At 38.4% G+C, this 14,457-nt stretch carries 14 protein-coding genes; 4 read left to right on the top strand and 10 right to left on the bottom strand.

Annotated features, from left to right (window positions below):
* Positions 1–177: 177 nt before the first annotated feature.
* Positions 178–1,371 (bottom strand): M20 metallopeptidase family protein, encoded by a 1,194-nt coding sequence (locus C9J37_RS12740; protein ID WP_107895644.1) that lies wholly within the window; start codon positions 1,369–1,371, stop codon positions 178–180.
* A gap of 12 nt (positions 1,372–1,383) precedes the next feature.
* The gene (locus C9J37_RS12735; RefSeq protein ID WP_107895643.1) at positions 1,384–2,910 is read right to left on the bottom strand and encodes an AbgT family transporter; all 1,527 of its coding nucleotides are present in this window, start codon (positions 2,908–2,910) and stop codon (positions 1,384–1,386) included.
* 146 nt (positions 2,911–3,056) lie between these two features.
* Here C9J37_RS12735 and C9J37_RS12730 point away from each other — a divergent pair, with 146 nt between their 5' ends.
* Complete coding sequence (locus tag C9J37_RS12730) at positions 3,057–4,355, top strand: hypothetical protein (RefSeq protein ID WP_107895642.1); 1,299 nt, start codon at positions 3,057–3,059, stop codon at positions 4,353–4,355.
* A 52-nt stretch (positions 4,356–4,407) separates the two neighbouring features.
* Here the strand turns inward: C9J37_RS12730 and C9J37_RS12725 are convergent, their stop codons facing one another.
* Together C9J37_RS12725 and C9J37_RS12720 are read right to left on the bottom strand one after the other, a co-directional pair.
* The gene (locus tag C9J37_RS12725) at positions 4,408–5,205 is read right to left on the bottom strand and encodes an inositol monophosphatase family protein (RefSeq protein WP_024362193.1); all 798 of its coding nucleotides are present in this window, start codon (positions 5,203–5,205) and stop codon (positions 4,408–4,410) included.
* A gap of 334 nt (positions 5,206–5,539) precedes the next feature.
* Positions 5,540–5,737: a YkzI domain-containing protein gene (locus C9J37_RS12720; RefSeq protein ID WP_024362194.1), complete on the bottom strand. Its 198-nt coding sequence runs from the start codon at positions 5,735–5,737 to the stop codon at positions 5,540–5,542.
* Positions 5,738–5,860: 123 nt separating this feature from the next.
* Here C9J37_RS12720 and C9J37_RS12715 point away from each other — a divergent pair, with 123 nt between their 5' ends.
* Positions 5,861–6,487 carry a YktB family protein gene (locus C9J37_RS12715; RefSeq protein WP_107895641.1) on the top strand — a complete coding sequence of 209 codons (627 nt, stop codon included), beginning with the start codon at positions 5,861–5,863 and terminating at the stop codon, positions 6,485–6,487.
* A 511-nt stretch (positions 6,488–6,998) separates the two neighbouring features.
* Here the strand turns inward: C9J37_RS12715 and C9J37_RS12710 are convergent.
* On the bottom strand, positions 6,999–7,286 hold the full coding sequence (locus C9J37_RS12710) for a UPF0223 family protein (RefSeq protein ID WP_024362196.1): 288 nt from the start codon (positions 7,284–7,286) through the stop codon (positions 6,999–7,001).
* Between the two features lie 21 nt (positions 7,287–7,307).
* Entirely contained in the window at positions 7,308–8,267 is a 960-nt protein-coding gene (locus C9J37_RS12705; RefSeq protein WP_107895640.1) for an NAD(P)H-dependent flavin oxidoreductase, read from the bottom strand.
* Positions 8,268–8,413: 146 nt separating this feature from the next.
* On the opposite strand from C9J37_RS12705, the gene C9J37_RS12700 reads away from it, so the two are divergent.
* The gene (locus C9J37_RS12700) at positions 8,414–9,883 is read left to right on the top strand and encodes an aminotransferase class I/II-fold pyridoxal phosphate-dependent enzyme (protein WP_107895639.1); all 1,470 of its coding nucleotides are present in this window, start codon (positions 8,414–8,416) and stop codon (positions 9,881–9,883) included.
* A 256-nt stretch (positions 9,884–10,139) separates the two neighbouring features.
* Entirely contained in the window at positions 10,140–10,736 is a 597-nt protein-coding gene (locus C9J37_RS12695) for a class I SAM-dependent methyltransferase (protein ID WP_107895638.1), read from the top strand.
* A 69-nt stretch (positions 10,737–10,805) separates the two neighbouring features.
* On the opposite strand, the gene C9J37_RS12690 is transcribed toward C9J37_RS12695, so the two are convergent.
* The 4 genes from C9J37_RS12690 to lpdA form a co-directional block, all read right to left on the bottom strand.
* On the bottom strand, positions 10,806–11,483 hold the full coding sequence (locus tag C9J37_RS12690) for an LrgB family protein (RefSeq protein ID WP_107895637.1): 678 nt from the start codon (positions 11,481–11,483) through the stop codon (positions 10,806–10,808).
* Complete coding sequence (locus C9J37_RS12685) at positions 11,476–11,919, bottom strand: CidA/LrgA family protein (protein ID WP_235617103.1); 444 nt, start codon at positions 11,917–11,919, stop codon at positions 11,476–11,478. Before C9J37_RS12685 ends, C9J37_RS12690 begins: the two co-directional genes overlap by 8 nt.
* A gap of 217 nt (positions 11,920–12,136) precedes the next feature.
* The gene (locus C9J37_RS12680) at positions 12,137–12,919 is read right to left on the bottom strand and encodes an SDR family NAD(P)-dependent oxidoreductase (RefSeq protein ID WP_107895636.1); all 783 of its coding nucleotides are present in this window, start codon (positions 12,917–12,919) and stop codon (positions 12,137–12,139) included.
* Positions 12,920–13,040: 121 nt separating this feature from the next.
* Entirely contained in the window at positions 13,041–14,456 is a 1,416-nt protein-coding gene (gene lpdA / locus C9J37_RS12675) for a dihydrolipoyl dehydrogenase (protein WP_069510349.1), read from the bottom strand.
* Position 14,457: the final 1 nt, after the last annotated feature.

Genomic DNA, 14,457 nt, shown 5'->3' with positions numbered 1-14,457 from the left:
TTTTATTAAATGTGTAACATTATAAGTTAAACACTCGTAAATAAGACAGCATGTACAATTACTTGTACTTAATCTTACAGAGTAGACAACGCCTCTTTTTGGCTATATTTCACAACATAATTGTTTCATGTTTAACTACTATCTCCTCAGCCTGCATGCAAACAAGTGATGCTTTCATTAATAGTCTTTTGCCAAATAATCTAACGTTGCTTGACCTAAAACATTGGCTGCAATCCGCAATGAACGTTCATCAATATCGAATTTTGGATGATGGTGTGGATACACTTCTTGCCATGCTGGATTTTTTGCCCCAGTAAAGAAAAATGCCCCTGGTATTTCCTCTAAATAGTACGCAAAATCCTCACCACCCATCGTAGGGTCAACAAATTCAACCGCTTCGACATCTGCTACTTTTCTTGCTGACGCCATCACATGCTCTGTTTCTGCAGCATGATTCACCACTGGTGGGTAACCACGACGAAACTCATATTCATAGTCCGCTTTTGTTAAATAACAAGTTGCCTTTAATAGCTCTTCAATTTCACGCTCCAGTAAATCGCGCTCCTCCTCATGGAAGGTACGGACAGTCCCTTTCATATAGACTTGGTCTGCAATGACATTAAAAGGGTTTAACGCCTCAATATGACCAACTGATACTACCGCAGGACGCAATGGATTAATACGACGTGCTACAAGTTGTTGTAAATTTGTAATAAATTGCGCTGCAAGCAAGATGGAATCCTTCGTATCGCTTGGATTTGAGCCATGACCACCCTTTCCTTTAATCTTAATGTAAATGCCATCAGCCGCAGCCATAAATGGTCCAATTGCTGTTTGCACCTTACCAAGTTCTGTTGGTGCCCATAAATGTGTACCAAATATTACATCCACACCTTCTAAACAGCCATCAGCAATCATTGATTTCGCTCCACCTGGTGCAAGCTCCTCTGCATGTTGATGAATAAAGACAATTGTCCCCGCTAAGTTATCCTTCATTTGATTTAATGCCTTCGCCAAAATTAATAATGAAGCTGTATGTCCATCATGACCACATGCATGCATGCGCCCTTTTATTTTTGATTGAAATGGCAGACCCGTTTCTTCTGTAATAGCTAAAGCATCAAAGTCTGCACGTAATGCCACCGTTTTTCCTGCCTTAGCACCAACTAACTTCGCTACAACACCGTTACCCCCAACACCTTCACGTACTTCATGTCCTAAAGCACGATGAAATGCAGCAATCGTTTTCGGTGTTTCAATTTCTTCAAAGGAAAGCTCGGGATTTTCATGAAAATGACGACGAAGTTGAATCATTTCCTCTTCGTATCGTTTTAATAAACCAACTAACTGCTCTTGCTGTAATACTGCCATTAGTAACACCCCTTATTTTAAGTATATATAATCTCCAGGTCCCAGTGGTAAACCAAGTAGGAACCAAATGGCGAACAGTATAATCCAACCGATTGCAAAGAACACAGAGAACGGTAGTAACGCGGAAATTAGTGTCCCCATACCGATATTTTTATCGTAGCGTTTGGCAAACGATAGCAAAATAGCAAAATACGGTAGCATTGGTGTAATTGGATTGGTAATAGAGTCTCCTACTCGATAGGCCATTTGCGTAACAGCAGGGGAATAGCCTAAGTAAAGGAACATTGGAACGAAAATTGGCGCAAGTAAAGCCCACTTCGCAGAAGCGCTGGCGATAAGTAAGTTAACGAAAGCACATATTAAAACAAATCCTATCATCATTGGTAAACCTGTAAAATTTAATGCTTGTAAAAGTTCCGCTCCTTTAATGGCTAAAATAGCACCGATATTACTCCAGTTAAAAAAGGCAATCATTTGTGAAGCAGCAAATGCTAAAACAATAAATGGAGCCATATCCGCAATCGATTTAAAAATTTTCTCAGCCACTTCCTTGTCATTTTTCACTTCTTTTGCCGCAATGCCATAGGCAAGACCTGGTAAAAGGAAGAAGAATAACATAATCGGCACAATACCTGACATAAATGGTGAATTTAAAAAGCCCCCTGTTTCCGGATCACGTAAAAGACCGTTAGACGGAATGACCGTAAATGCAATAACTGCACTATAAATGACTGTCACCAGTCCTGCCCATCGTAAACCGCGCTTTTCTAAAGCTGTTAGCGGTTCTAACATTTCAACCTTGCCTTCAAACTTGCCAAAGCGAGGCTCAGTAAACTTTTTGGCAACCCACGTACCAATCCCAATTAGTAAAAATGTCGAAGCAATTAAAAAATAATAGTTCATTGTTGCTCGACCAGTGTAGGCAGAATCTGCAATCTGTGCTGATGATTCCGTAATTCCCAATAACAATACATCAAGTGAACTAATTAAAATATTGGCACTAAAGCCTCCAGCTACTGCAGCATATGTAATAATTAAACCTGCTAGTGGGTTTCGACCAATGCTCATAAAAATCATCGCTGCAATTGGCGGTAAAATAATGAACGCTGCATCGGCAGCTAGATTCCCCACTAAACCTGTGAAAATAATAAATGGCACGATTAATTTTGTCGGAGCTGACAGCACTAGCTTTTTCATTACGGCAGATATAAGCCCTGTTTGCTCGGCTAAACCAATACCAATCATTGTCACAATCACTAATCCCAAAGGAGCGAAGCCTGTAAATGTTGATACCATTTGCGTTAATATTAAAATAAGACCTTCTTGACTTAGCAGATTTTTCACTTGAATAACATCTTCAGTGCCTGGTTGAACTGCTGAGACACCAAACATCGATAATATCCATGATAAAACAAGCACAATACCTGCTAAAATAATAAATAGCGTGATGGGGTCTGGTAGTTTATTACCGGCCTTTTCAATGCTATCTAGCATTCTATCAATCCAAGATTTTTTTACTGTGTCTAAATTTTTTTGCATAAGCCCCTCTCCTTCTCTGTGTTATTCGACTTGTGCTATTCATCTTAATCCTCATTTAAGACATTGATAGCATGTGTCCTTAATACAAAGAAACCATATTTTTAGAATATTTTCAATATTTAATTTATAGTTAAGGAGCTTACTCTATGTATAAAATTAATGTTTTCACCGCTAAACTATCTCTCTCATGGGTAACGCAACTAGAGAAAATTAAGCCATCTTTTTGCCATTTCCATTACCATCCCTACACAGATTTTGAGCATTTAAATGCGCTGCTAAAGCAACATTTACTAGCTGGAGATGGTGCACTTTTTAGCGGGCAAATCCCATACTTTTTTTCGCAAACATATTTTCCAAACACGGCTATCCCCATGCTCTATTTTGATATTTCAGAGCGAGATTTTTACCGTGTCTTAACGGAGTTATTTTATGACAATACAATTGCTATGAATCGGATTGCCATTGATTTTTGTTATGAAGAGAACGAATACCTCGGCATTCATGAATGGTCAATCGGTAGACAGCCCTATCTATTTAGTCAAACAATGAACGAGTTCGCAAGCAACGATATTGTTGAGAAGGCTGCTAATTGGCATATTCAGTTACATCGCGACAATAAAGTAGATTTAAGCTTTACGCGCATTGCAGAAATGCGAGAGCGATTGGCACAACTAAATATACCGTTTATCGCGTTTCACCCATCACGCCATGCTATGCAATTAACATTGGATCAGTTGGTCAATCAGCTTCAGCTTCGACAACTTGAGCAAAACAAAGTAGTCGTTGTCCATATTTTAATTCCGATTGATAAATCCAATATCGATGAATTGGAATATCGACAAATTGCTTTATATAAAGCCATTTTAGATTTTAAGCAACTGTATGCAAGCACCTTTATCGTACATCGCGAAGCTTCTTATATGGCCCTTATTACAACCTATCAGCAATTTTTAATCACAACCGAAGATTATAGCCATTGTCAACTTGTAGATTTTTTAGATGATACATTACAATTTCCTGTAAAAATAGGTTGGGGTATCGGTAACTCTTTAACTGAAAGTCAGAAATACGCAAAAAGGGCTGCTACGCTCTGCTCTTCCAAGGAAACGCAAGGCTATATTATTGAACATGAAAAAGAAATTGGTCCGTTGCTAAACGGGACTTTATTGCAGTTTGATAACGAAAAACAACAGCTCTTACAAAAATTAAGCGTTACCCATGATATTCCTTTATTACAATTGCAAAAAATCGAGGCTGTTATCGAAAGATTAGCAACAACTATCGTCAATGGCGAACTGCTAAGCAAGCATTTAGGCATTACTGTACGTTCTGCAAACCGCATTTTAAAACAACTGCATGAAAAAAATTTAGCTGTCGAATTACCTAGCACTACTTCCACCACTCGAGGACGTCCAAAAAAATACTATCAGCTCGATTTAAATTAGCGCATACAAAAAACTGTTTAGGAATCAACATTCCTAAACAGTTTTTTTAAAGTTATACATCATAAGGCACAATATATTTTTCTAATAATTCATGATGAATAGAAGGATTTGCAATAATAAAAGTATCTTGATGTAGTAAATCTACAGTTCGTCCATGTAAATTGGTTGCAATAGCCCCAACTTCATTTGCAATAATTGTTCCGCCGGCAATGTCCCATGGAGATAGCCGCATCGATACATAAGCGTCTAATTTTCCACTAACAACAAAGGCAATTTCCATTGCTGCAGAGCCATAAGAACGCGTACCTCGAACTTTACGAATTAGGTCAATTACTTTTTCATGATGTATATGGCGATTGGGTGCAACCCAATGTGCATTAATGCCAATAACGGACTCTTCAATGGTCACAGGTTGTAACTTACGTAACGGTGACGCATTATACCAAGCACCCTGTCCAGCAATTGCATAAAATAAATCTTCGCGCATTACATCATATATGTAACCAAGTTTCCCTATACCATCAATAAATATTCCAATTGAAATCATAAAGTGGCGATGTTGCTTTACAAAATTCATCGTTCCATCAATCGGGTCGATAATCCATACAACGCCATCTAATGACTCCACTTTTTCCCCCATACCCTCTTCGCCTATAATATGATGGGTAGGATCAAAAGATTTAATTTTTTCTATAAAAAACAATTCTGTTTCACGGTCTATATTTGTAACAAGGTCATTCGCATTCGATTTTGTCTCGATCACTAAATTATACGAAAATGCATTACGAATACGGTTTCCCGCTTCAACAATAATACTTTTTGCAAATTGATCGATCTGCTTTAAATCCATAAAAACCCACCCCTCGAATATAGAAAACATTTACGCCCGTCCACACACAACTTGCTTATCTGTGGTATTCAAGCAATAAAACTACCGTAGCTACACACTTTAAACGTACTCTGGTTCTAGACAGTAAAATGGCCTACACACTCTCCACAATAAGAGTGAGCATCATGCACAATGTGACCCTTTAAGAGCTTTGCATGTGTAGCGTCAAATGAAGAAAGATGAAAACTCCATTATCTAACAATGGTATATTGTCTATTTTACCCTTTATAACAACAAAAATCACCTGCTGTCGGAATATTCAGCAAGTGATTTTCATATGGGGGTTAATTTTTTTTTACGCATAGGCGTGCAAACTTTCCAGCTCCATCTGTATTTCAGCTAGACGCTTTTTACTTTTTGCGATTGCACCTTCGTCTTTCTCATTCATCGCTAAGAAGAGTGAGGCTAGCTCATAATCTAATTCTAATTGTAAAATGCGTTCATATTGCTTTTCAATGTCAACTTTACGTATAATTTTTACGACTTGTTTCATAAAAGTCACGTCCCTTTTTTATTTTTTTCCAAAACCTTATACGATTCGCTAAAGTTCTTGTTATAAGATTTTTTCCCATTTTTTCAATAAAATAAACCTTATAATCGAAAGGAGTTATTAAAAATGCCTACACTAAAATGGACTAATAAAGATTTTAATGTGTTTCAAATAAATGGTTTAGAACAAAGAATGGATGCCTTAAATTCCTGTGTACGACCAAAGTTCAATAAACTAGGAGAGAACTTCTCTGCTTTCTTTTCCAGTCATCTTGGAGAAGAATTTTACCCCCATGTTGCTAAACACGCCCGCAGAACGGTAAATCCACCAAATGATAGTTGGGTTGCCTTTGCTCCTTATAAAAGAGGCTATAAAGCATTGCCTCACTTTCAGATTGGTCTTTGGAGCACACATTTATTCATCGTCTTTGCTATTATTTATGAAGCACCGCAAAAAAATTTAATGGCACAACGTTTACTAGCCAACAAATCCTTGCTACAACAGCTTCCGAATGATTTTATTGTTTCTGGGGATCATATGTCACCAGAGGCAATTTCCATCGAAGACGCGAAGGAAGATAAACTAGATGAATTGCTTATCCGTCTACGTGATGTTAAAAAAGGGGAATTTTTAGTTGGCCGTCATATTCCACGAGAAGAAGCGATAAAATTGTCTGTTAGTCAATTCCAACAATTAGTAGAGGAAACATTCACTGCATTACTTCCAATTTATAAAATTATTCAAGAAAAATAAAATGGCCTATTCATTTTTGAAAATGTGGCATAAAAATCTTACAAGAAATTTATAAGGTTTAACAATTTTGGACGAGGTATTTATCCATTAACCGTTTCTGTAAATTGTAAGCTAAAGGACTGAAGCACTTTCTTTTGAGGTTGTTGAGGATTTTGCACAGCAAGAATTATCAATCACTTGTTGTGGCTAAAGTTTTTTCTATAGCCTTGAGCTATGTCGTTGTATATTATTGAAAAATCCAAAATCTGTGAACATTTTTGAAAAAATTGATATTGCTGTAGTTTATGCAGACAACTATAAATTAACACCATAATGCTAGTGAATTCTTAAGAAGAATTATTATTTTACCATAGTATTATAAATAGTAAGCTAGCAAAATCCGCTTTGCTTTCAACGGGCACAAATATTCACAATCCATTGTGTACATCTGTCCAGAAGGCAGGGCGGGTTTGTTTTTTTATAAAAAAAGCATGCTAGAGTATTCCCTAGCATACCATTTCCAAGCCAACATTTAACGTCTTTGCTTTGGTACAACTTTGATTATCGTACCATCAACCGCTTCTTTTGCTTGCTTCACTACTGGATAGCTAACATATCCACTAGCATCTTCGAATTCACGGAAAATGGTTTTTTCCTCTGCTTGAGAAGGCACAATTTCTTTAAATCGACGATATTTTGCCAGCATCACTTCACGTTTAATGCCCTTTTCATACGCAAGTTCAATGCCTTCAAAAAATTTTACAACATCAACAATTTCTTCTGTTGACCAATCGATTGAAAACGGATAAGAATATTCCATTTGAACGTAACCACCTTTACATTAGTGTCCCCATTTTACCCGGATACTTTCCGCTTCTGCAACCATTCTTGTAATTAGCTCGTCCACTGTTGGGATATCATGGATCATGCCAGTCACTTGTCCTGCCCAACCAATGCCAGCATCCTTTTCTCCATCGTAAATAAAACGTTTATTGGCACTGCCACTAATATAGTCTTTTAAAGCCTCATAAGTAGGTGTTTCACGCTCTATTTCTAAAATTTTTGCTGTGAAGTCACTCCGTAAGGCGCGTGCAGGCGCCCCAATAGATCGTTTAATCACCGTTGTATCCGCCTCAGAGCTCGCGAGTAATGCGTCTTTATAGGCTTGTGAGGCATCCACACATTCCTTCGTCGCAATAAAGCGCGTGCCCATTTCAATGCCCTCTGCACCAAGCGCATGTGCGGCCATCCAACCGCGACCATCGCCAATGCCACCAGACGCAATCACAGGAATTTTTACACTATCGACCACTTGAGGTACGAGCACCATTGTCCCAACGTCATCACGCCCAAGATGGCCACCACCTTCTTGTCCAACAACCATCACTGCATCTGCCCCTAGTTCTTCAGCTTTCTGAGCCTGTCTACGCGCTGCAACAAGCACTAGCTTTTTAATGCCTGTTCCTGCAAGTAAATCAAAAATCGGTGCGGGATTACCGCCTGTCATTGTGACAACAGGTACACTTTCTTCAACAGCAACTCGCACCATATCTTCATAGCCTGTGCCATGCATCCCAATGGCAAAGTTTACACCAAACGGCTTATCTGTTAATGTTCTTAGTTTTTGAATTTCCGCACGCAATAAGTCTGGGTCGCGTAAACTCATCGCCGTTATTTGCCCTAAACCGCCAGCATTTGACACAGCTGCTGCTAAATCAGCATATGCTAAATAGGCTAATCCCCCCTGGATTATTGGATATTTAATCTTTAATAGTTCGGTAATACGTGTCTCCCATTTCATCGAATCTCTCCTTTCGTTCCATACTATCTTCTCGTAATCACGAAAAAATCCTTTTATTTTTTTAATTAAAGTCTATTTTTTCATGTCGTTAGGTGCTATAATTCATTTGTTTTCTTAGATATTATAAAAGTGAGGTGGTACCTGCGTTGTCACAATTAGAGACTCCATTGTTCGACGTATTACTAAAACATCGGAACAGACATCCAATTCAGTTCCATATTCCAGGCCATAAGAAAGGGCACGGTATGGATCCTGCTTTCCGAGAATTCGTCGGCGACAACGTTTTATCAATTGATTTAATCAACATTGCTCCACTAGACGATTTACATTCACCAAAAGGTGCTATCAAGGATGCGCAAGCACTGGCAGCAGAAGCCTTTGGTGCTGATCATACATTCTTTTCCGTTCAAGGTACTAGTGGCGCCATTATGACGATGATACTGACCGTCGTCGGTCCAGGTGATAAAATTCTAGTACCACGGAATGTTCATAAATCCATTATGTCAGCGATTGTTTTCGCTGGTGCAATTCCTATTTTTATTCATCCTGAAGTAGATAGTGAATATGGCATTTCTCATGGTATTTCGGCGGAAGCTGTAGAAAAGGCTTTAAATGCTTATCCGGACGCCAAGGCTGTCCTTGTTATTAATCCAACTTATTACGGCTTCTCTGCGGATTTAAAACGCATTGTCGAAATTGTCCATCGCCGTAATATTCCAGTCGTTGTCGATGAAGCACATGGCGTGCACATTAAATTCCATGACGAGCTACCATACTCAGCAATGGAAGCAGGCGCGGATATGGCTGCAACAAGCGTACATAAGCTTGGAGGCTCCATGACGCAAACTTCAATTTTAAACGTACGTGAAGGACTAGTTTCAGCTAAGCGCGTACAAGCAGTCTTTTCTATGCTGACAACAACATCAACATCCTATCCATTACTTGCATCGCTCGACACAGCTCGTCGTCAGCTTGCAATTCATGGCTATGATTTAATTGGGGATGCACTACGTTTAGCAAAAGATGCGCGTAAACGCATTAACCAAATTCCACATTTAAAATGTGCAGGTAAGGAAAAGCTTCACTCGTCCGCAACATACGATATGGATCCGCTAAAACTGTTAATTAGTGTAAAAGATTTAGGCATATCAGGGCACCAAGCAGAGGAATGGCTTCGTCACAATGCAAATATTGAAGTAGAGTTATCGGACTTATACAATATTTTATGTTTAGTGACATTAGCAGATACGAAAAAAGAAATTAATCTTCTCATCAATGCTTTAAGCCGTATGTCAAAAGCTTTTGATTCAGAAGCTGCTATTACTGAAACAGTTGTCAATGTACCTGAAATTCCAGCACTTGCAATGTCACCTCGTGATGCTTTTTATGCAGATACAGAAGTAGTACCTCTTGCAGAAGCAGACAATTGTATTTGCGCTGAATTTATCATGGTCTACCCACCTGGAATACCTATTTTTATTCCCGGGGAAATAATTACACAAGAAAATATTCGTTATATTCAAATGAATATTGAAGCTGGTTTACCAGTTCAAGGACCCGAAGATACAACATTACAAACAATCCGTGTTATTAAAGAACGCAGAGCAATTATTTAAAAAACAAAGCTACCTCTTCATATTAGAAGGGGTAGCTTTTTATAGTTGAATCATACAGATGTAACATACTTACATAAAATTCCATTATTTCACAAACCTATAAAATAACCATTTTTTTACATTTATATTTACCCTCTTTCATTCTATTGCATTGCTTTCATTAAATTGAAAAAGATTGTATTAATAATTGTATAAAGCAGAAAAATAGCTTATGTGCTGTCCTTTACTTACAATATTTATAAAGGGAGTGAATTGTATGAATACATGGGATGAACGATTTAACACAATTGAATACGTCTATGGCGAACAGCCAAATGCGTTTATAGAAAACTATGTAGAATTTTTAGAGGGGTATGTTAATGTTGCCGCATATGCTGAAGGAGAAGGTAGAAATGCCGTTTATTTAGCTTCTAAAGGGCATGTGGTAACGGCTTTTGATTATGCAAAAAGCGGTCTTGAAAAAACAGCACAGTTAGCAAAAAAGCATGGCGTTACTGTCAACACACAACTGCAAGATTTACTGCAAGATGAACTACCAGTAGAAACATTTGACGCTGCCGTGATGGTATTTGGTCATTTTCCCGCAGAACAGCAACATGCCGTTTTTCAACGCATCGTCAATTCGGTTAAACCCGGAGGTCGCATTATGATGGAATTATATTCCACATATCAATTGTCCTATGCAACAGGCGGTCCACAAAATATGAATTTCCTATATAATCCAGCATCGGTGCTTACGTGGTGTCAGCCCTATAAAATTATTCATTTCTTTACCGGTGAACAAATACGCCATGAAGGTACTTTACACACAGGACTTGCACATACCATTCAATTAATCATTGAAAAAAGTTAACTATGCTTGTGTCAAGCGAAAATGCTATTACCCTTTACAAGCCCATTATGCCTTGTAAAGGGCTTTCTTTTATAAAAATAGATAGACAAAGAGCGGACAGAGAAAAGCTCCTATAATCGCTGTTAACCCCATAGAAAGCGAACCAACCGATAATTCTTGCTCACCATACTCTCTTAGTTTTACAAGCCCAACACCGTGCGAGGCACTTCCTACTGCTACACCTCTACTGACAGCAGAATCAATCTTTCCATATTTCAATACGAATGGCCCAATAATAGCGCCAACAAAACCTGCAATCATAACAAAAACCGCCGTTAAAGGAGGAATTCCGCCAATTGTTTCACTTACCTGCATGCCAACAGGCGTTGTTAAAGATTTAGGTAACGCCGTCAGCATCCAACTTTCTTTAACTCCGATCCATTTTAGCATAACAAAAATGGTTACTAATCCAATTACCATTGCTAATATAATACCGGATAAAATAGAGACTTTATATTTCATAATGATGGCTCTCTGATTATAAAGCGGGTAGGCAAGTGCAACAACAGCCGGCCCCAACATTTTTTGTAGCCATTCTCCCCCTACCATATAGGTTGAATATGGAATATTAAAAACAAGTAAGCTAACTGCACTGACAATAGTTGTCGTCACTAATGGAATCATTAAAGGATGGGGAAACCGTTGATACAGCTTTGTAAATAATATAAACAGCCCAATCGTACCAAGTACAACAATAAGTTCAATCAACAGATAATTCTCCCTTCCCCTCTTCAATAGTTACTGCTTGTTCTTTCTTCGCTACTTCTCTTTTTTCAATCAGTTGGGTGAGTATTCCCGTTACATAAATAGCTATTAATGTACTAGCAATAACCGCCAAAATAATCAGCAGACCCGTTGTTGACATCAGTTCTGGATAATCAATAATACCAACAGTTGCTGGAATAAAGAACAATGTTAAAACGCCAATTAAAAAGCCAGCACCATCTTGAATGTATTCTACTTTCATTAGTTTAAAATTGAGTAAAAGTGCCAATAACAGTAAGCCAATTACACTTCCTGGAAGCGGAATGTGTAAGTAAGACACAATGCCCACACCGATGTAATAAAAAATATTAAGTATGCCAATTTGGACAATAATACGAACAACTCGCATCAATATCATAGTAAAATTTTCGTTCATCATTTCGCCACCGTTCCCCCCTGTTACGCTTATTCTACAACTGAAGGAATTTTCTGTCTATTACAATTTTAGAAAAATAATAGAAAAAAGAGTCAACCCAAACACGAATGAGTTGCTCCTTTGTGTACAAAATCCGCTTAACTGCGCACTTTTTCTATATTTACGCTATTGCAATAATTTAAATAAAAAGTACTAAACATAACGACATACTTGTCGCTCCCTATAAGGCGTGCCCTGAACCACCGTCAATATTTACAGCTGTCCCTGTTACATAGCTTGCTGCATCTGACACTAAGAAAGTAATGACATTAGCTGCTTCTTGCGTTTCTCCTACACGACCTAGTGGGATAGATTGACCAACTTTACGAGAGTAGTCATCCCACGAAAGATCTTGTGCTTCTTTTTTCCATAACTTCTCAATTTGATCACTTCGAATTAAACCAATACACACTGAATTCACACGAATATTATCTTTTCCTAAATCTTTGCTCATGGCCTTCGTTAAAGCGAGTCCAGCTGCTCGACTAACAGTAGTAGGAAGTGAACTTGCAGGAGGTGTTTTAGCCATTACTGCCGTCACATTAACAATCGCACCGCCGCCTACCTTTCTCATATAAGGCACAGCATATTTAGAGCAATTGATAGCACCAAACACTTTTAAATCGATGTCAGCTTGCCACACTTCACTGCTTACCGTTTCAAACGGATTAGCTGACGCTGTGCCTGCGTTATTAATCACAATATCTATGCGTCCATAATGCTCCACAGTACGTTCTATAAGCCTCTTACAGTCTTTTTCCTTCGTAATATCCGTCGGTACAATTAAGACTTCCTCGCCCGTTTCATTTTTAATGCATCCAGCGGCCACCTGTAGCTGTTTTTCACCACGTGCACTAATTACTACCTTTGCACCTTCTTTTACTAGCTGCATCGCCGTATAATAACCAATCCCTTTACTTGAACCAGTAATAATTGCTACTTTTCCCTTTAAGCCTAATTCCATTTCGCCCCACCTCTATGTTTTCAAATAGTTATTTACTAGTTTTACTGTATCAAAGTTAGTAAAATTATACAAAAAAACGACTATAAAGCGAACATGCTTTATAGTCGTTTTATATGTTCAATTATTTTTTCGCTACAATATGGATTGGGTTGCCTAGTAATACTTCAGCAGCTTCCATTGTAATTTCACCTAATGTTGGGTGAGCATGAATTGTTAACGCGATATCTTCAGCAGTCATACCGCCTTCGATTGCTAAGCCCATTTCAGCGATCATATCAGATGCACCAGCACCTACGATTTGAGCACCAATTAATAAGCCATCTTCTTTACGCGCAACTAGTTTCACGAAACCTTCTGTTTGGTTTAAGGCAAGCGCACGGCCATTTGCTGCGAATGGGAATTTCGCTGCAGTATATTCAATACCTTCAGCTTTGGCTTGATCTTCGTTATAACCAACTGTTGCCATTTCTGGATCAGTGAAGCATACAGCAGGAACAGCTAGATAATCTACGATTGATTTCTCGCCAGCGATTGCTTCAGCAGCCACTTTACCTTCATAAGAAGCTTTGTGTGCAAGCTGAGGACCTGCTACGATATCACCAATTGCATAGATGTTTGGAATGTTTGTACGGCATTGTTTGTCAACTTTAATAAGGCCACGTTCACCGAATTCAATGCCAACACCTTCAAGACCCATTTCATCTGTATTTGGACGACGACCTACAGTTACTAATACATAATCAGCTTCGACTTTTTTCTCTTCTCCGCCAACTTCATACGTAACAACTACGCCGTTTTCTGTTTCTTCAACGCCTTTAGCAGATGCGTTTACTTCAATTTCAACGCCTTTCTTTTTAAGGCCTTTTTTCACGATTTGTGTCATTTGTTTTTCGAAACCAGCAAGAATATCTTTGCCACCTTCGATAATTGTAACTTGTGCACCTAGGTTTGCATAAGCTGAGCCTAGCTCTGTTCCGATGTAACCTCCACCGATTACAACTAATTTACTAGGTACTTCCTGTAAAGAAAGTGCGCCAGTAGAGTTTAGTACACGCTCAGAGAATTTAAACGTTGGAATTTCAACTGGACGAGAACCTGTTGCAATAATAACATTGTTAAATGTATATGTTTGAGCAGATTCACCATTGATGATACGCACTGAATGAGCGTCAACGAAATACGCTTCACCTTGTACAATTTCAACTTTATTACCTTTAAGTAAGCCTTCAACACCGCCAGTTAATTTCTTAACAACACTGTCTTTAAAAGCTTGCGCTTTTGAAAAGTCTAATTTCACATCAGAAGCGATGATACCCATGTCATCTGAATGTTTAGCATGCTCAAAGCGGTGACCCACTGAAATTAATGCTTTTGATGGAATACAACCTACGTTTAAACACACACCACCAAGTACATTTTTTTCAACGATTGTTACTTTTTGGCCAGTTTGAGCTGCACGAATTGCTGCTACATATCCTCCAGGACCTGAACCAATGACAAGAGTATCTGTTTCGATTGGGAAATCTCCTACTACCATT

The organism is Lysinibacillus mangiferihumi (genome assembly GCF_003049665.1).
Taxonomy (GTDB): Bacteria; Bacillota; Bacilli; order Bacillales_A; family Planococcaceae; genus Lysinibacillus; species Lysinibacillus mangiferihumi.
Note: the sequence above shows the minus strand (reverse complement) of the source record. Positions and strands in the feature narration are given on the sequence as shown.